Raw genomic sequence first — 16897 nt, 5'->3', positions numbered from 1 at the left:
AAGCCTTTCAGCTATTTGATTCTTTAGAGCCCCAGATCACTGGGGTCGAAATTCACGGCAACTTCGCTCCAGGCGTCGTATTTCTCGGCCGGCAGGCCCTTGAAGGGCTGCGACTTGAGGACCGCGCGCAACGCACCCCCCTCCATCGTCCGGCGCGCCATCGAAGAGCCGCCAGTCGACGTTACTTCGGGCTCACCGACAATCATGCCCGACTTGTCGAGCCTGAACGTCACCCGGATCACCATGCCCTGCAATCCTTCGATACCGGCAATGGTCGACCAGTTGTTCTGAATCTGGCCGCGTAGCGCGTCCATCTCGCTGAGGCTCAGCTTCGCGCCGGTGGACGGCTTGGTGCTTCCGGTTGATGCCGGCGAGGTTGACCGCTTGGCGCCACCGCCGGATGATTCCTGCTTGTTAAGGAGCGAGGCGATCTCGTCGGCGTTGAAGTCGCTCTTCTGCGAAGAAGAAGACTTCGCGGTCTCCTGCTTCTTGCCTTCCTTCTTGTCGGTCGGCTTGGCAGTCTCCGCAGGCTTCGTTTCCGGCTTTTTCTCGACCGGCTTCTCGACGGGCTTTTCAACCGGCTTTGCCTGTTCCTTCGGCGGTTCCGGCTTCGGCTTGGAGGCCGGCAGCGGAATAGAAGACGGCAGCGGAATTTCCTCCGCTTGGGTCTCGGCGGGAGCAGGTGTCGGTTCCGGCTTCGGAGTGGGCTCAGGCTTCGGCGGCGTAGGCTCGGGCTTCGGCTGCGGCAGCGCGGCGACCTCGGTCGGCTTCGGCGCGGTCTCTTCCGGCGCGATATCCTTGACTTCGTTCTGCTCGGGCGTTGGTGTCGGCGTCGGGCGTTCCGTCGGTTTCGGCGCGGCTGCAGCTTCCACTTGTGTCGGCTTCTTGGAAGGTGTCGGCGGTGCCTTCAGGTCGACATCGTTTTCGCCTGCATTCTCGGCGTTCTCGACGATCTTCTGGTTTTTTGTTTCCTTGACCGAAGGCTTTTCCGTCATCGGTGCCTTCTTGTCACCCTGCATCATATGGGTGACGTCTTCGATCGGCACGATGTCGACGGGCAGCGCCTCGACATCGGCAACGGTCATGGGCGCCGGCGCACTGAGCGAAACCATCGCCCAGGTCAGAACCAGCGTGTGAAGAACCAGCGATGTGCCGAGACTTCCCTTCATGGCACTCGATTACCTGTCCTGTTCCTGAAGGGTAACGAGGCCGATATTCTTATAACCGGCAGCAGAAATGCGGGCCATGACCTTCATCACGACGCCATAGGCGGCAGCTGTGTCGCCACGCACATAAATGCGCTCGTTATAACCGGTCGTGGCAATCGCCTCGAGCTTCGGAACGACTTCGTCGATCACGATCGGTGTTTCCTGCAGGTAGATTTCACCTGCCGGATTGACGGAAATGGTGATCGGCTGGGTATCGGAGTTCATCGCCTTCGCCTGCGTTTCCGGCAGGTCGATCGGCACGCCTACGGTCATCATCGGAGCCGCGACCATGAAAATGATCAGAAGCACCAGCATGACGTCGACGAGCGGCGTCACGTTGATTTCGCTGATGGCACCGCCACGGCGGCGACCACGACGTCCGCGGCGACCGCCACCCGATGCATTCGCTCCTCCGGCAGACATGCCCATGATCTAGCTCTCCTTCGTCGCGCGGCTTATTGCGCGGCCTGGCGCGGCTGCAGCTTCTCGTCGATCTGACGAGACAGGATGGCCGAAAATTCGTCGGCAAAACCTTCCATGCGGGAATGCAGCTTGCCCGCTTCGGCCATGAACTTGTTGTAAGCGATAACAGCCGGGATAGCGGCGACAAGGCCGATCGCGGTTGCAAGCAAAGCTTCGGCAATACCGGGAGCAACGACTGCAAGGTTGGTCGACTTCGAACCGGCAATCGCCTGGAACGATGTCATGATACCGACGACCGTACCGAAGAGGCCGATGAACGGACCGGCCGAACCGATCGTTGCCAGCGATCCGAGGCGTGCCTCATAGGCTTCACCTTCGCGTGCCATGGTCACGTCCATCGCACGGTCGATACGCATCTGCAGGCCGATCGGCGACCGTGCGCCGCGCTCGAAGCTCTTTTTCCATTCGCGCATGGCGGCAACGAAGATGGCAGCGAGACCATTGTTTTGACGCTCACCGAGTGTGCGGTAGAGCTCTTCCAGCGACTGGCCCGACCAGAAGACCTGCTCGAACTGATCGAACTGCTTCCGCGCCTTGGAGAAGCTCACATACTTGTCGAGCACGATCGCCCAGGTCCAGACCGACGCCCCGAGCAAACCGATCATGACCAGCTTGACGAGAAGCCCCGCCTGCATAAACAACGCCAGCAGACTGACGTCGTGCGTTGCGGCTTCCAAAGCTACCTGTTCCATCAACTATCCCCGAATCCAAACGCCCGGCATGGTGACCGGGCGGGTTCCAAAGCGCATGCTCGCGAATATCTGCCTGACCACCGAGAGCGCAGCCCTAACCCCAAGATGTCCTGAGTTTTCTGCTTGGCTTCTCGCCTTCAAATTTGGTCAAAGGAAGGCGTGCGTTGCACAAATTCCTCGGTCCTGAGTAAGACAACATTATCGTTAATAATGCGTTACAATTGCGCACCCCATCCTCCTGAAACGACTCGACAAATCCGCAAATGATGATTGTTTTCGCCACCACTCGCCGGCCATTCCGGCAGAGTGAGCGCGAGATATGCCGGCATGCAACCACCGGCAGCTTGAGCAAGGCAGATGCCTTGGCTATCCGTCCGACCATCACCATCCCGCCTTGAGGCGACCTCGCGCAACTTGGCGGAGAACATTTTCAAAGAGGAATAAATGCTTGTTTTCAAACGCACCCTGATCGGTGCCGCTCTCCTGTCCGTGTTTCTGATTTCACCCGCGGCCGCCAAGGATATCCCTCCGAGAACAGCCGGCTTGTGGCTGCTCAAGGCCGAAGACAATCCGTTCGCGGACTGGTCGATGTGCATCGAAGAGGCTAGGAACGACTTTCTCGATACCGACGTCTGGGATAATTTCGCCAATGAGTGCAAGGTCACGAACTCCAGCACCCGCAAATCATCAGGCAAGATCGACGCGACCTGCAAGCTGACCGAAAAGACCGAGGCCAAATTGCAGATCACGTTTTCGGGAGACTTCAAGACCGGCTACAGCTTCGAATCAGTCACGCAGTTCGTGAATGCGCTCGGCAAGACCAATACTCTCCATGCCAATGCCAAGGTGACCTATGCCGGAAAATGCCCGGCCGAGCTTAAGCCGGGCATGAAGAGGATGACCAAGAGCGGCCTTATTCTCCGCCCCTGACCGCAAGATCTATACGTCAGGCGTGGCGCACTACGCGCCATGCCCCAGAAACTTATCTGCGATCGTCTCCGGCAGCCGCCGGGGCCGACCATGTTTGTTGATCACAGCGATCACCACTTTGGCAGCGATCAGCAGCGTGTCGCCACGGCGGATTTCCTGACTGAGCACCATCTTGGCGCCACCCGCCTTTTCCGTCGCTGTCGTAATCGTCAGGACATCATCCATCCGCGCCGGTTGCTTGAAGTCGATTTCCATCCGGTGGACCACGAACACGAGACCTTCCTCATCGGCAGCCAGAAGCGCGCTCTGCTCGCATCCCAGGCAGCGCAGATAGTCAGTCCGGCCCCTTTCTAGGAAGTGCAGGTAACGCGCGTGATAGACGACGCCGGAAAAGTCCGTGTCCTCGTAATAGACGCGTTGTACGAGCCGGTGTCCGTGATCGGTCAATTCGCCGGAAAGAAGAAAATTATCACTGCTCATGAGGCTTGCCTTGGAAAAACCTTATCGCCATCTGGATATTGGGAGCACTCTGCACCACCATTTAAAGGGCGTCATATTTCCTCCCTATCAGGAAAAGTTTAGAACACCACCGGAGATTTTTTATGAAGATTGCAGTCATGGGCGGCGACGGTTTCATCGGATGGCCAACATCCCTTCACCTGTCCCATGCGGGCCATGAAGTCCATATTCTCGACAATCTTTCCCGCCGCTGGATCGATACGGAACTCGGCGTGCAGTCTCTTACCCCGATGGACAGTATCCAGGAGCGCACCCGCATCTGGCACGCGGAGACCGGCCGCCGCATCCATTTCAATCTCATCGATCTCGCCAAGGACTACGAACTCCTGAAGAACTGGCTTGCCGAGCATCGCCCGGATGCGATCGTGCATTTTGCCGAACAGCGCGCAGCCCCCTATTCGATGAAGAGTGACCGCCACAAGAACTACACGGTCAACAACAACGTCAACGCCACGCACAATCTCCTGAATGCGCTGGTCGAACTCGATCTCGACACCCACCTCGTCCATCTCGGCACAATGGGCGTCTATGGCTATTCGACGGTCGGCGCAGCCATCCCCGAAGGCTATCTGCCGGTCGGCATCGAGACGATGAGCGGCGAGACGGTATCCCAGGAAATTCTCTACCCGTCCAATCCCGGCTCGATCTATCACATGACCAAGTGCCTGGATCAGCTTCTCTTCCAATTCTACGCCAAGAACGACCGCATGCGGATCACCGACCTGCATCAGGGCATCGTCTGGGGCACCCATACGGCCGAGACGCGCATCCATGAACAACTGATAAATCGCTTTGATTATGACGGGGATTACGGGACGGTCTTGAATCGTTTTCTCATCCAGGCGGCAATCGGGTATCCGCTTACCGTACATGGCACCGGCGGCCAGACCCGCGCCTTCATCCATGTTCAGGATTCGGTTCGCTGCATCGAGATCGCCCTCAACAATCCCCCTGCCCGCGGTGGCCGCGTCGAAATCTTCAACCAGATGACCGAGACCCACCGGGTCCGTGATCTGGCCGAGATGATCTCGAAGATGACCGGCGCAAAGATCGCCTGGCTGCCAAATCCGCGCAAGGAAGCACCGGAAAACGATCTCGTGGTGAAGAACGAGAAATTCATCGAACTCGGCCTCAAGCCGACAACGCTCGGCGAAGGTCTGCTGTCCGAGATCGTCGACGTTGCGAAGAAATACGCCTATCGCGTTGATCGCAGCCGCGTTCCAGCCGTCTCCGCCTGGACCAAGGACATCGCCGCCACCGTCGAACGCGACCCGGAAGGCAAGCGGCTGAAGTCGGTTTGCTAGGAAACCGTATTTCGTCCTCCTCGTCCTCGGGTTAAACCCGAGGATGATGTACAATCCTGCCAAGGCGTATGTCATGCTTGGGACGGGCCCGAGCATGACATACGCGGCGCGCCAACAGGACCACAACAAGCCATGCGGAACGCCTTCGTCACACTCGTGACCAATGCAGATTACATCATGGGCGCGACAGCACTGGTCCACTCACTGCACCGGACCGGCACCACGGCTGACATCGTCCTTCTCCATACGGGTGCGGTTTCCCAGGAGGCTCTGGGCAATCTCAAGAGGCTCGGCTGCCGAACCATCGAAGTCTCGCACCTTCCCCTGTCCGACGACTTCAACGAGCGCCATGCCCGCAAGAACCTGCATGGTGCCGCCCCTTTCACAAAGGGCCGCAAACCCGACTTCCACACGCCGCTCGACAATTTCTGCAAGCTTCGGCTCTGGCAACTCAAGGAATACGGCACTGTCGTTTTCCTTGATGCAGACGTGATCGTGCTGAAGAACATCGACAAGCTGTTCGATTATCCGGAATTTTCCGCAGCCCCGAATGTCTACGAGAGCCTTGCCGATTTCCACCGGCTCAATTCCGGCGTCTTCGTCGCAAAACCGTCCGCCGAAACCTTCGAGCGCATGCTTGCAGCCCTCGACCAACCCGGCGCCTTCTGGCGGCGGACCGACCAGACCTTTCTCGAAAGCTTCTTCCCAGACTGGCACGGCCTACCGATCACCATGAACATGCTGCAATATGTCTGGTTCAATATGCCAGCTTTGTGGGATTGGAAAAGTGTCGCCATCCTGCATTACCAGTATGAGAAGCCATGGGAGACGGACCATCCCAAGGCAGAAGTGCTGCGTCCGCTGATCGACCTCTGGCAGGCCTTTCATGACGGCAGGAACATCCCCGATACCAGCACCCTACCCGGCCCACAGCTCTCCAATCCCGGAGATGTGGCGTGAGGGTTCTGGTTTCCGGCGGCACAGGTCTTGTCGGCCGCTATATCATTGAAGGCCTTCTGTCGGCAGGATATGCCGTCACAGTTGGCGCCCGCAAACCACCTCCGGCAGGTTTCTTCTCACAGCCGGCTGATTTCCGTCCGCTGCACCTTGATCCCAAACTCAATCAGTCCGGCACATTCGAAGGCATCGACGCCTTTATCCATGCAGCTTTCGATCACCTTCCGGGAAAATACCGGGGTGGTGAAGGCAAGGATCCGAAGCGCTTCCGGCGTCTGAATCTCGACGGCTCGGTCAAACTTTTCGAGACGGCGAAAAAGACAGGCGTACAGCGAGCCGTATTTCTCTCCAGCCGCGCCGTTTATGATGGTCTCGAAATAGGCACGGTCCTCACGGAAGATCTGGCGCTCTCACCGACATCCCTTTACGGCGAGATCAAGCTCGCTTGTGAGCATGCGCTGAGCACCTTATCCGGCCAGGATTTCGTCACCGCATCGCTGCGCGCCACCGGCATCTATGGAGAATTCCGTCCAAATAAATGGGATGATCTCATCGCCGATACGCTTGTCGGCAAACCGGTTGCGCCACGTGCAGGCACGGAGGTCCACGGAGCAGATGTCGCCCAGGCTGTCCAGCTCATGCTGACAATGGACGCTTATTCGATAAGTGCGCAGAGCTTCAACATCTCGGACATCACAGTCGATACGCGAACAATCCTGGAAAGACTGGGGCTTTCGGCCCAGCTGGTTGCCTTCGCGACACTCTCTGCGAACGCGATGGCTACCGAAAAGATCCGCCGCATGGGCTGGCGGCCTGGAGGAATGCGGCGGTTCGACGAAACCATGGCGATACTGGCTCACCAGATTGAGGAGGATCACTAATGATGTGAAGCATGCCGCTGGACATTGCCGTCTCGGCCATGACGGCTCGGCTGTTTCTCCCTTTTCTTCGCCTCGATGGCCTTGGCCTGCTCTTCCGCCCATTTCTGCCCGGCATCGCCGCCCCATAGGAGCCACGCGATGTACCCGGTGGAAGGCTCTTCATCATCACCGAAATTCTCGGCGCGCTTGTCGACCTTGTGGCGGGCGAAATAGCTGACCATTCTCTTGACAGTAAGATCGGAGAGCGACTTGCGATGCTGGAGATCGCGGGCGCGCGCAATGCCAACAGTGGTGCCGCCGCGCCGGAACTTAGCCCTGAGTTTCAGCCCTTTTTCAGCAGCAGCAGCCACGTCCGCCGGCGGACGATTGTCGAAATCCTTATCAGCCATGGCTCTTTTTCACCTCCGACTGACTTTTCAGAACGCGGTCTCCATCATCCTGTTTGATCAGGAATGCCGGTTCCGTGTGTTCCGCCTTGCGCTTGATCGTCTTTCCCTTGATCCGGCGCTCTACGTCCTCGGTGAATTTCTGGGTGACCTTACCCTCTGCCTTGGAGCGACCCCATTTCCATTCGACTTCATTTCCGACTTGGATTTTCTGCATGCATGGCTCCTTTCTCCCTTGGGAAACTCGAGGAGCCGGATGATGTTCCGAAATCAGCTCTTCAGATCGAGGTCGCCATCCCGTTGAACGACATGATGCGGCGAAGTCGGCAGATTTTCGATCTCTTCAGCGATGAAATAGGGTGGGATATCGAGAGCCTTGAGCGCATCCCTGGTCGCCGGAACCCATTTGAACTCAAGTTCATGCGTATCGACCACACGATGCACGATATCGCTCGGATGAAACGGAAAGCTTTCCGGCAGCTCCATCCGGTAATAAAAGCCGAGTTCGTGCCAGTCCTTGCCTTCGTAATGAAAAAAGTTCTCCGCAACCCAAAGCAGCGGCCCGACGTCAGCCGTGGCGCCAAGCTCTTCGACCATCTCGCGTTTCAGTGTCTCTTGCGAGGTCTCGCCCATCTCGGCACGCCCGCCTGGAAACGTCCAGAAGCTTTCATGAATGGCACGATGCACCAGCACATGCCCGTCGCGAAACGCCAGCCCGGCAATGCGCATCTGAAAAATGCGCTTCGGCTTGAACTTCATCCGGATGCGAAGATCCTGCAGCTTGTCCTTTTTACTCATCTTCCAGGCTCATGCGAAACTGCGCCGCTTCCATATCCTTCGGCGGCTGCAGGCCGAGATGTTTCCACGCAACGGCGGTCAGCACGCGACCGCGCGGCGTGCGCTGGATAAAACCCTGCTGGATCATATAGGGCTCGATAATGTCCTCAATCGCGTCGCGAGGCTCCGAAAGAGCGGCTGCTATCGTCTCGATCCCGACCGGCCCGCCGGCAAAATTCACCGCGATCATGTTGAGATAGCGCTTGTCGAGCTGGTCGAAACCGGCATGATCAACATTGAGACGGATGAGCGCCTCATCCGCAATCTCCTTGGTCACGGCCTCCGCGCGGGCCACCTCGGCAAAATCGCGCACGCGACGCAAAAGACGTCCGGCGATCCGCGGCGTCCCGCGTGCCCGGCGGGCAATCTCGCGGGCACCGTCATCCGTCATTTTAAGTCCCATCAACCGCGCGCCGCGGCGCACGATGCCTTCCAGCTCCTCGACGGTATAGAAGGACAGACGCACCGGAATACCGAAGCGATCGCGCAGCGGCGTGGTCAGAAGGCCGATACGGGTGGTGGCGGCAACCAGCGTGAATTTCGAAAGATCGATCTTCACCGAACGCGCCGCCGGCCCCTCGCCGATGATCAGGTCGAGCTGAAAGTCTTCCATGGCAGGATAAAGAATTTCCTCGACCGCCGGGTTCAGCCGATGGATTTCGTCGATGAACAGAACGTCGCGTTCTTCGAGATTGGTCAAAAGCGCCGCAAGATCTCCCGCCTTGGCAATGACCGGGCCGGAGGTCGATCGAAAATTGACGCCGAGTTCCTTCGCCATGATCTGCGCCAGCGTCGTCTTTCCCAGTCCCGGCGGGCCGACAAACAGGACATGGTCCAGCGCCTCGCCACGGTTCTTCGCTGCCTCGATAAAGATCTTCAGATTGGCGCGGGCTTCTGCCTGTCCGCTAAACTCGTCCAGCGATTGGGGGCGCAAAGCCGTATCAAGATCTTCGCCCCGCTTTTCCGGCGAGATGAGGCGGGTTTCGTCAGTCATAAGGTATTTCCGTTCGAACCAGTTATCCAGTCAATACACGACATGGACAAAATACGCAGCCGCGATAGCCGTTAACGTGAGAGTTCCTTTAGCCCCAGCCGGATCAGCTTGGCGCTGTCCGCCTCCTCACCTGCAGTTTTCAGCGCCGCAGCCACAGCATTGGCCGCCTGATCGCGCGAATAACCGAGATTGGTCAGCGCCGAAACGGCATCGGAGATAGGTGCGGAGGCGACGCCCTCGCCAATTTCCTGCTTCAGGCCGATATTGGCGGAGGCTTCACCCGCAAAGGCCGGCGCTTTGTTCTTCAACTCGGTGACAATGCGCACCGCCACCTTGGGGCCGACACCCGGCGCACGCGAAACCGCGGTCTTGTCCTGCAGCGCGATCGCATTGGCGAGCTCACCCGGTGTCAACGTCGAAAGAACGGCAAGCGCCACCTTCGAACCGACGCCCTGTACGCTCTGCAACAGACCGAACCATTCGCGTTCCAGCGCCGAGACGAAACCGAACAGCTTCAGCTGATCCTCGCGCACATAGGTCTCGATGAACAGGATTGCCGCCTCGCCGACATTCAGCCGCGACAGCGTGCGCGACGAGCAGAAGGCTTCGTAACAGACACCATGCACGTCAACGAGCACATGGTCCGTTCCGATCTCGTCGATAGTGCCTTTAAGCTTGCCGATCATGTCTGTTTTCCTGAAAGAGGGTGCGTGTCGGGCGCGATCAGATCGATACCCGGAAAATAGCGGCGATAGCCGGATGGATCGCGCGTCAGCAATGTATATCCACGGATCGTCGCATGCGCGCCGATGAGGAAATCCGGCAATACGCGATCACGCTGTCCGTCTGCCGACCCATATCGGCGAAAGGCATAAGAGGCTGCGAATGCAGCAGACCAAGGCAGGTTATCACGAATAAACTGGTTGCGCGGCAAAAGCGCATCCACGGTTTCCAGCTCATCGTATCGGTAGGAGAATTCCGAAAAGATGATCTGATTGATCACCACGCTGCCGCGCGCCATCGCCGCCAGCAGCTGCCGACGCGACCACTCGAGCCAATGTGGATCTCGCACGGCAAGGTCTACGAGAATATTGGTATCGATGAGAGTTGCCATGCCGTTATCGATCGCGCGTTATACGCATCAGTTCGTCGGCATCGATGGACTGGTCACCAGTCCCGCCCAGTTCTTCAAGCGTGGCGATGAAACGATCAAGCCGCGCACGGTCCGCGTCTGCAGTGGTTCCATGCTTGGGTGTCAGGGTAATCACACCACCTTCCAAACCGAAGATTACCTCACTGTTCGGCTCTATGCCGACCAGCTCGCGAAGATCCCGTGGTATGGTCACCTGCCCTTTCGATGTTACACGCATGACCTGCTCTCCTTTGAGTAAGAAAATATCTTACCTAGAGAACAAGTCAAGAACAAACCTATTGAGCGGTTATCCGGCCAACGCCTGACGCATACGATTTCCGCCACGGTTATGGGCGTGGCAGATGGCAATGGCGAGAGCATCAGCAGCATCGTCACCCTTGAACTCGACCTTGGGCATCAGGATCTTCAGCATCATGTGGATCTGTTTCTTATCGCCGTGGCCGACGCCGATCACCGATTTTTTCACAGCATTCGGCGCATATTCCGAAACAGGCAGTCCGGCACGAGCAGGCACCAGCATCACGACGCCGCGTGCCTGACCAAGCTTCAGCGTCGCGACCGCATCCTTGTTGACGAAAGTCTGTTCGACCGCCGCCTCGTCCGGCTTGTAGGCATGTACGACCTCGGCAAGCCCGTCATGCAGCTGGCACAGGCGCGAAGCGAGATCCAGATCCCCATCCGAAGTCACCGTACCTGAGGCGACGAACTTCAGGCTGTTGCCGATCGTGTCGATCACACCCCAGCCGGTGCGCCGAAGTCCGGGATCGATGCCGATGATTCGAATGATGTCTGCCATGCCTCACCCTACCTTCACCCGCCCTTGATAGCCATTGAAATATGAACAAAACAGAAACATCGAATTTCAACTGGTTAACGCGTCGCTAACCATATGTCGCTCTACTGATATGACCTGTGCAACGACGGCGGATTTTCCGCGTTCTGGGTGTTCTCGAATGATACGAGAGGGAGAGAGGGCGATGTCTCAACGCCAAAGCTTGTTCATGAAGATCACGGCTCTTCTGCTAGTGCAGAATGGCCTGCTGGCAGTGATCGCATCCACTTTTTCTCCGGGAATGTCCCCCGCCATGACAGTACTTCTGGCAGCGGGCGTCGTTGGTTTCTCAATGGCGACGGCTATGATGGCCACCCGCATTGCCGGCGCTCATGAAACAAGACCGGCCTCGACCAGACTATTGCTTGGTGCGGCACCTGAAAATGCGATCACATCCGGTTTAGGCCCGCTGCCAAAGTCTTCAGAACCAAAAACTTCTCCTGAACGCCTCAATCCGGCCATCCCCCGCTTGGTTGGGTTGAGGACTATTGACCAGCAGCATGGAATAGCAGGCAACGATCGCCAGAAGGCTTCGGAAGAAGCGCTCAGCGCCTTGGATGCCGGTTTGCGTCGCCTCGCGACAGGCGACCTTTCCGTCACTCTCGACACTCCCTTCTCGGATGGCTTCGAAGGATTGCGCGGTGATTTCAACAAGGCAGTCAATTCGCTCAACGAAAGCCTGACAACCATCATCACTTCGGCGAGCACCCTGCATGGAGAATGCGCCGAGGCGCGTATCCGGCTGGCGCAGGAGCGTTCGATGATACCGGATGAAGTTCCTGCTCTTTCGGTTGCCGGCAATGGCCTGCGTGATATCGCGGATCTCCTGCGTGAACAGGATGCGGCGTTGAGAGAGATCGCCACAATCGCTGCCAATGCCAAGACCTATTGGCAACAAAGCCACGAAACCGTTTCGCAGGAGGCCAAGGCATCTGAAAGCATGCGCGACTCAGAGAAACAGGTTGGAGAGATCGCTGCGCTGATGCGCGACATGGCATTCCGCACCAACATGCTTTCCGTCAGCGCCAGCGTTGCGGCAGCAAACATGGCCGGCCCCCAGGAAACGCTGCCGGCTTTCGCAGCCGAGTTGCGCAATATGGCCGAAACAAGCGCGGCAGCAGCAAAGCAGGCTTCGCTTCTGGAACGCGACGTCACTCTCTGCCTCCAGCAAGCGCGCACCCAGACGGGTCGTATCCTGCAGCAGGAACAGCATCTGCACGAGAGTTTCGAGACGATCGGCGACAAGCTCACGTTAATCTCGGAAGCTTCGACGATGTCGTCAGATATCGTTGCCCGCAGCGGCGTCATTCTGGACGGGTCACTCAAGCATGCCAGCCAGCGCCGCTCGCTCGACCATATGCTGGAGACGGCGCTAGAACGCCTGGCGCAGGAGCTTGCGGTGATCAATAGGCATTGCGGACGCTTCATTCATATCACCGTTCTTCACGATGACCACACACCGCCAGACACCAGCCCGCCCCACCACCGCAGCCATCTGAAGTTAGTGAAGACGTAAAAGCGGAACCGCCTGCTCATGCTTTTCTGCGCGAAAGGGTCGCATCGGCGGTTCCGGCTCCCTAGATAGGAACGACAGAATTGTTCCTTTCCAAGGTAGATCCATGATTCCGTTCTCGATACTTGACCTTTCGCCGGTCGGCGAAGGCTACTCGGTGCGCGATGCGCTCGATCAATCCCGTCGCATGGCAATCAAGGCCGAAGAGCAGGGTTACAAGCGTGTCTGGCTGGCCGAGCACCACGGCATGCCCGGCATAGCCAGCGCCGCGACATCGATCGTCATCGCCCATGTGGGGGCGGCGACGAAGAAAATCCGCGTCGGTTCCGGCGGCGTCATGCTGCCCAACCACTCCCCGCTCGTCATCGCCGAACAGTTCGGCACGCTGGAAGCCCTGTTGCCCGGCCGTGTCGACCTCGGCCTCGGCCGCGCTCCCGGCACCGATATGCGCACCGCCAGCGCGTTACGGCGTAACATGGACGCCGGTGCCGAAAGCTTTCCGCAGGATATCGTCGAGCTGAAGCACCTGCTCGGCACGCCGATCGAGAACCAGGCGATCATCGCAGTCCCCGGAACCGAAGCCAATGTGCCGATCTGGCTTCTCGGCTCCAGCCTCTACAGCGCCCATCTCGCCGCGGCGCTGGGCCTGCCCTATGCCTTCGCCTCCCATTTCGCGCCCGACATGCTGATGGATGCGATTGCGATCTATCGCGAACGCTTCCAGCCGTCAGCGGAACTCGACAAGCCTTATGTCATGGTTGGCGTCATGGGCGTCGCCGCCGATACCGACAAGGAGGCGGAACGCCTCTTCACATCGTCGCAGCAGCAATTCGTCAATCTGCGCAAGAATGTCCGCACCCGCTTTCCCAAGCCGCTGGACAGCATGGACGGGTTCTGGACGCCGATGGAAAAGATGAGCGTCGAGCACACGCTGCGCTACGCAGCCGTCGGCTCGGTGGCGACCATCGAGGCAAAGCTGAAGGATTTCCTCGAAGAAACCGGCGCTGACGAACTGATCGTCTCCATGCCGATCCATGACATCGGCGCACGCCTGCATTCGGTGGACCTGTTTGCGTCACTGCCGATGATGGAAAAGGAAAATTACGGAGCTTGAGGGTGATGCGGGGGCTGCCCCTCATCCGCCTGCCGGCACCTTCTCCCCGCTCGCGGGGCGAAGGACCCGTGTGGCAAGCTCACCGCATATCGCCAACGCCGAGCGTGGCAAGTCCCCTCTCCCCGCAAGCGGGGAGAGGGTTAGGGTGAGGGGCAACTCCGAAGCCACCCCTCAATAACAATCAGGCCGAAAGCTTGGCCAGAACTTCGTCCGACACCTCGAAGTTCGAATAGACGTTCTGCACGTCATCATCGTCTTCCAGGTTGCCGATGAGCTTCATCAGCGACTGCGCCTTTTCCTCATCGACTTCGATCGTGTTCTGCGCCTTCCAGATCGCCTTGACTGTCTCGGCTTCGCCGAGAACGCCTTCGAGCGCCTTGGACACTTCGTTCATGTCCTCGAAACCGCAATAGATCGTGTGGCCTTCTTCGTCGGTCTCGACGTCATCGGCGCCGGCTTCGATAGCCGCTTCCATCACCTTGTCGGCATCGCCGACGGAAAGCTTGTAGGTGATTTCGCCGACGTGATCGAAGGAGAAGGAAACCGAACCGGTTTCACCAAGCGCACCGCCGGCCTTGGTGAAGATGGAGCGGACGTTGGATGCGGTGCGGTTGCGGTTGTCAGTCAGCGCCTCGACGATGACGGCCGTGCCGCCCGGGCCGTAGCCTTCGTAACGCACGGAATCGTAGTTCTCGGCGTCAGCACCGGAAGCCTTCTTGATCGCACGGTCGATGTTATCCTTCGGCATCGACTGTGCCTTGGCGTTCTGCACGGCAAGGCGAAGCGCAGCGTTCATCGTCGGGTCGGGAAGACCTGTCTTGGCAGCAACGGTGATTTCGCGTGCGAGCTTGGAGAACATCTTCGAACGGATGCCGTCCTGCTTGCCCTTGCGGTGCATGATGTTTTTGAACTGTGAATGGCCAGCCATGGCACCCCTGATACTTTAACCGGTTTTGGAATGGGCGCCTTATAATTTCGAAGCGCCCGCCATTCAAGGCATTTCGATTACCCAAGCGTCCCCGCCTCAACGAAATGGGCCGGAACAAAGCCTTTGCAGCTCCGTTTGACCTATCGAAAACAACAAAGGAGACGCAGGAATGGCAAGCCTCACTGAAGCCCGCGAAGCACCCGAACGCCAGATGTGGGACGAGATCAATGGCGTCCATGCCGGCATGCTTGGTCTGGAAGGCACACACATGCATTTCCAGCCGATGGCGCCGAATGTCGATACCAAGACCAATACGATCTGGTTCTTTACCAAGACGGATACGGATCTCGTGCGCGCCATCGGCGCTGGCGGCCGGGCGCATTTCTGCGTCACCGGCAAGAACCATGACTATCACGCTTGCCTGTCGGGCCTGATCGAAGTCCGCCTCGATGCCGCAAAGCGCGACGAATACTGGAGCGCCGTAACCGCCGCCTGGTACGAGCAGGGCAAGGACGATCCGCTTCTCACCATGCTCGCCTTCAAGGTAGATGATGCCGAAATCTGGGCCTCGACCAACAGCACGCTGAAATTCGGCTGGGAGATCGCCAAGGCCAACATGACCGACGAGAAGATGCCGGAAGTAGGCGTCAAGCAGCACCTCACCTTCTCGGCAATCCATTAGTCTGATTTAGCCGCGGGGGCCGTTAAAGCCCCTGCGGCACCAGGATCGTCGGTTTCTTGGGCAGAGACCGCATCGATACCCTGAGCGTTTTTTCCTTCGCATAGGCGATGTCGAACTTCCCGTCGAACATCGCGAGGAACGTATCCAGCGGCGGCCCGAAACGGTGCATCGGCAGGATCAGCGAAGACCGCAGCCGTTGCACGACGCGGCTCATGCTGTCCGCCCCCATGGTCAAACCACCGTCGACAGGCACCATCAGGATATCGAGACGCCCGATCTCCGTATATTGCGCCTCGTTCAATTCAAAATGCAGATGCCCCAGATGGCCTATGCACAGGCCCGCAACCTCGAAGATGAAGATAGAATTGCCGTTCTCCTCTATACCGCCGCCCCAGTTGCGGATGTCGGAGACGACATTGCGGATATAGACATCTCCAATCATCTCCTGATGTTTAGCCTTTTCACCCGGCACATCGCTCCACCCATGCAGCACCATCTCAATCCCTGGATCGGGCGTCAGAGAGTAATGAGTGGAATGCGCGCGGTTCATCGTCACCACGTCCGGCAATCTGTCAGGCCGATAGACACCGCTGTAGTCCGTCGCAATCCCGATACCGCCCGGCGTCTCGATGAAATAGGTAGAATGCCCGACGAAGGTGATCCTCACCTCTTCCCGCTCGGCGAGCGTCAACGCCTTGCCCGCCTGCGCAAGCTGAACGCCCGGCGGCCTGAAGCTCGCAAACCGCACTTGCGGCAGTTTCTGAGCGATTGCCTGGCATTGGCTGACAGGAAGGCCCTCCTGTGCGTAGGCCGAAGAGAATGCTGAAAGAAGAAAGGCCGAAAAACCGAATGCGAGAGTTCGCAGCTTCATGCCACACTCCGGAAAACGCGTTCATGCTCATTCCGGGGAAAAGGATGGGGCAAGCATGCGGATCGGTCCAGCAGACATTACCGATCCGCGCCTCACAATTCCGTCATTCGGCCAAAGGTTGAGTTCGATCCGACACAAGGCGCTCCCGAACATGGCCCCATATGAAACCGGATCAGATGATCAGTGTACGATGCCCGAATGGCGTCTCGTCATCGTAATTCCGCGTTCCGATACGCTCGCTTTCACCCGACAATCTTGCGTCATCTGCCTGCTCGTCGAGTGTTTCCGAAGCAGTCGCGTCCTGTCGGCGGTGCGGGTGCCGACCATCGAGAGACGCGGAAGGCTCTTCTTCGCTTCCGGCCTCGTCCTGCTGCTCACGAAAACGCTTCATGGTCATAAGGTCGGCATTGATCTGATCCTGCCGGTGGGCTGCCCAGACATTGTCGGGCTCAGCCCGGCTGACCACGCTGCTATCGACCAAAGTCGCGGCGGATGCTGACGTCGAAGAAACGCGGGTAACCGGGTCAACCATGCTATGCCCTCCATCAGATGCCGCCCTGCCCGGCACAAGCGCCGGTGCAGGAAGTCACATGCCTGAATGATAGCATGGTAA

The 16897-nt window shown here is 58.3% G+C and carries 22 protein-coding genes; 7 read left to right on the top strand and 15 right to left on the bottom strand.

Going from position 1 to position 16897, the window contains the following annotated elements; genetic code table 11:
* Positions 1–23 precede the first annotated feature (23 nt).
* The 3 genes from tolA to tolQ are packed head-to-tail and all read right to left on the bottom strand — an operon-like array spanning position 24 to position 2383.
* Positions 24–1169 carry a cell envelope integrity protein TolA gene (tolA, locus tag MRBLMR1_RS02745; protein ID WP_148145891.1) on the bottom strand — a complete coding sequence of 382 codons (1146 nt, stop codon included), beginning with the start codon at positions 1167–1169 and terminating at the stop codon, positions 24–26.
* Positions 1170–1178: 9 nt separating this feature from the next.
* The gene (gene tolR, locus MRBLMR1_RS02740) at positions 1179–1637 is read right to left on the bottom strand and encodes a protein TolR (protein ID WP_148145893.1); all 459 of its coding nucleotides are present in this window, start codon (positions 1635–1637) and stop codon (positions 1179–1181) included.
* Between the two features lie 26 nt (positions 1638–1663).
* Complete coding sequence (gene tolQ / locus MRBLMR1_RS02735; RefSeq protein WP_148145895.1) at positions 1664–2383, bottom strand: protein TolQ; 720 nt, start codon at positions 2381–2383, stop codon at positions 1664–1666.
* A gap of 444 nt (positions 2384–2827) precedes the next feature.
* On the opposite strand from tolQ, the gene MRBLMR1_RS02730 reads away from it, so the two are divergent.
* Positions 2828–3313 carry a DUF3617 family protein gene (locus MRBLMR1_RS02730; RefSeq protein ID WP_148145897.1) on the top strand — a complete coding sequence of 162 codons (486 nt, stop codon included), beginning with the start codon at positions 2828–2830 and terminating at the stop codon, positions 3311–3313.
* Between the two features lie 30 nt (positions 3314–3343).
* Here the strand turns inward: MRBLMR1_RS02730 and ybgC are convergent, their stop codons facing one another.
* Positions 3344–3793, bottom strand: a complete 450-nt coding sequence (gene ybgC, locus MRBLMR1_RS02725; protein ID WP_148145899.1) for a tol-pal system-associated acyl-CoA thioesterase — start codon at positions 3791–3793, stop codon at positions 3344–3346.
* Between the two features lie 122 nt (positions 3794–3915).
* On the opposite strand from ybgC, the gene MRBLMR1_RS02720 reads away from it, so the two are divergent.
* The 3 genes from MRBLMR1_RS02720 to MRBLMR1_RS02710 all read left to right on the top strand — a co-directional run bounded on the left by MRBLMR1_RS02720 (position 3916) and on the right by MRBLMR1_RS02710 (position 6974).
* Positions 3916–5136: an NAD-dependent epimerase/dehydratase family protein gene (locus tag MRBLMR1_RS02720; RefSeq protein ID WP_148145900.1), complete on the top strand. Its 1221-nt coding sequence runs from the start codon at positions 3916–3918 to the stop codon at positions 5134–5136.
* Positions 5137–5268: 132 nt separating this feature from the next.
* The gene (locus MRBLMR1_RS02715) at positions 5269–6096 is read left to right on the top strand and encodes a glycosyltransferase (protein WP_148145901.1); all 828 of its coding nucleotides are present in this window, start codon (positions 5269–5271) and stop codon (positions 6094–6096) included.
* Positions 6093–6974: an NAD-dependent epimerase/dehydratase family protein gene (locus MRBLMR1_RS02710; protein ID WP_148145903.1), complete on the top strand. Its 882-nt coding sequence runs from the start codon at positions 6093–6095 to the stop codon at positions 6972–6974. The genes MRBLMR1_RS02715 and MRBLMR1_RS02710 overlap by 4 nt, the downstream gene beginning before the upstream one ends.
* Here MRBLMR1_RS02710 and MRBLMR1_RS02705 read toward each other — a convergent pair.
* The 8 genes from MRBLMR1_RS02705 to ruvC all read right to left on the bottom strand — a co-directional run bounded on the left by MRBLMR1_RS02705 (position 6971) and on the right by ruvC (position 11140).
* Positions 6971–7363, bottom strand: a complete 393-nt coding sequence (locus MRBLMR1_RS02705) for a hypothetical protein (protein ID WP_148145905.1) — start codon at positions 7361–7363, stop codon at positions 6971–6973. The two genes, MRBLMR1_RS02710 and MRBLMR1_RS02705, sit on opposite strands and share 4 nt — an antisense overlap.
* Positions 7356–7577, bottom strand: coding sequence for a hypervirulence associated TUDOR domain-containing protein (locus MRBLMR1_RS02700; RefSeq protein WP_148145907.1), 222 nt, complete (start codon positions 7575–7577; stop codon positions 7356–7358). The genes MRBLMR1_RS02705 and MRBLMR1_RS02700 overlap by 8 nt, the downstream gene beginning before the upstream one ends.
* Positions 7578–7630: 53 nt before the next feature.
* Positions 7631–8158, bottom strand: coding sequence for an NUDIX hydrolase (locus MRBLMR1_RS02695; RefSeq protein ID WP_148145909.1), 528 nt, complete (start codon positions 8156–8158; stop codon positions 7631–7633).
* Positions 8151–9191, bottom strand: coding sequence for a Holliday junction branch migration DNA helicase RuvB (gene ruvB / locus MRBLMR1_RS02690; RefSeq protein WP_148145910.1), 1041 nt, complete (start codon positions 9189–9191; stop codon positions 8151–8153). The genes MRBLMR1_RS02695 and ruvB overlap by 8 nt, the downstream gene beginning before the upstream one ends.
* A 71-nt stretch (positions 9192–9262) precedes the next feature.
* Positions 9263–9877 carry a Holliday junction branch migration protein RuvA gene (gene ruvA, locus MRBLMR1_RS02685; RefSeq protein WP_148145912.1) on the bottom strand — a complete coding sequence of 205 codons (615 nt, stop codon included), beginning with the start codon at positions 9875–9877 and terminating at the stop codon, positions 9263–9265.
* Positions 9874–10305, bottom strand: coding sequence for a type II toxin-antitoxin system VapC family toxin (locus MRBLMR1_RS02680; RefSeq protein WP_148145913.1), 432 nt, complete (start codon positions 10303–10305; stop codon positions 9874–9876). Before MRBLMR1_RS02680 ends, ruvA begins: the two co-directional genes overlap by 4 nt.
* A gap of 4 nt (positions 10306–10309) precedes the next feature.
* Entirely contained in the window at positions 10310–10561 is a 252-nt protein-coding gene (locus tag MRBLMR1_RS02675) for an AbrB/MazE/SpoVT family DNA-binding domain-containing protein (RefSeq protein ID WP_148145915.1), read from the bottom strand.
* A gap of 69 nt (positions 10562–10630) precedes the next feature.
* Entirely contained in the window at positions 10631–11140 is a 510-nt protein-coding gene (gene ruvC, locus MRBLMR1_RS02670; RefSeq protein WP_148145917.1) for a crossover junction endodeoxyribonuclease RuvC, read from the bottom strand.
* Between the two features lie 181 nt (positions 11141–11321).
* Between ruvC and MRBLMR1_RS02665 the strand changes: the two genes are divergently transcribed.
* Together MRBLMR1_RS02665 and MRBLMR1_RS02660 are read left to right on the top strand one after the other, a co-directional pair.
* Positions 11322–12692 (top strand): methyl-accepting chemotaxis protein, encoded by a 1371-nt coding sequence (locus MRBLMR1_RS02665; protein ID WP_183685241.1) that lies wholly within the window; start codon positions 11322–11324, stop codon positions 12690–12692.
* Between the two features lie 103 nt (positions 12693–12795).
* Positions 12796–13803 (top strand): LLM class flavin-dependent oxidoreductase, encoded by a 1008-nt coding sequence (locus MRBLMR1_RS02660; RefSeq protein WP_148145921.1) that lies wholly within the window; start codon positions 12796–12798, stop codon positions 13801–13803.
* Between the two features lie 181 nt (positions 13804–13984).
* On the opposite strand, the gene MRBLMR1_RS02655 is transcribed toward MRBLMR1_RS02660, so the two are convergent.
* Positions 13985–14731, bottom strand: a complete 747-nt coding sequence (locus MRBLMR1_RS02655; RefSeq protein ID WP_148143604.1) for a YebC/PmpR family DNA-binding transcriptional regulator — start codon at positions 14729–14731, stop codon at positions 13985–13987.
* 169 nt (positions 14732–14900) lie between these two features.
* On the opposite strand from MRBLMR1_RS02655, the gene MRBLMR1_RS02650 reads away from it, so the two are divergent.
* Positions 14901–15413 (top strand): pyridoxamine 5'-phosphate oxidase family protein, encoded by a 513-nt coding sequence (locus MRBLMR1_RS02650; RefSeq protein ID WP_148143602.1) that lies wholly within the window; start codon positions 14901–14903, stop codon positions 15411–15413.
* Positions 15414–15435: 22 nt separating this feature from the next.
* On the opposite strand, the gene MRBLMR1_RS02645 is transcribed toward MRBLMR1_RS02650, so the two are convergent.
* Both MRBLMR1_RS02645 and MRBLMR1_RS02640 read right to left on the bottom strand, forming a co-directional pair.
* Entirely contained in the window at positions 15436–16284 is an 849-nt protein-coding gene (locus MRBLMR1_RS02645) for an MBL fold metallo-hydrolase (protein ID WP_148143600.1), read from the bottom strand.
* Between the two features lie 172 nt (positions 16285–16456).
* Positions 16457–16816: a hypothetical protein gene (locus tag MRBLMR1_RS02640; protein ID WP_148143599.1), complete on the bottom strand. Its 360-nt coding sequence runs from the start codon at positions 16814–16816 to the stop codon at positions 16457–16459.
* Between the last annotated feature and the right edge of the window lie 81 nt (positions 16817–16897).

Origin of the sequence: Neorhizobium sp. LMR1-1-1.1 (assembly GCF_040675795.1) — a bacterium.
In the GTDB taxonomy this organism is placed as follows: domain Bacteria; phylum Pseudomonadota; class Alphaproteobacteria; order Rhizobiales; family Rhizobiaceae; genus Neorhizobium; species Neorhizobium cellulosilyticum.
Note: the sequence above shows the minus strand (reverse complement) of the source record. Positions and strands in the feature narration are given on the sequence as shown.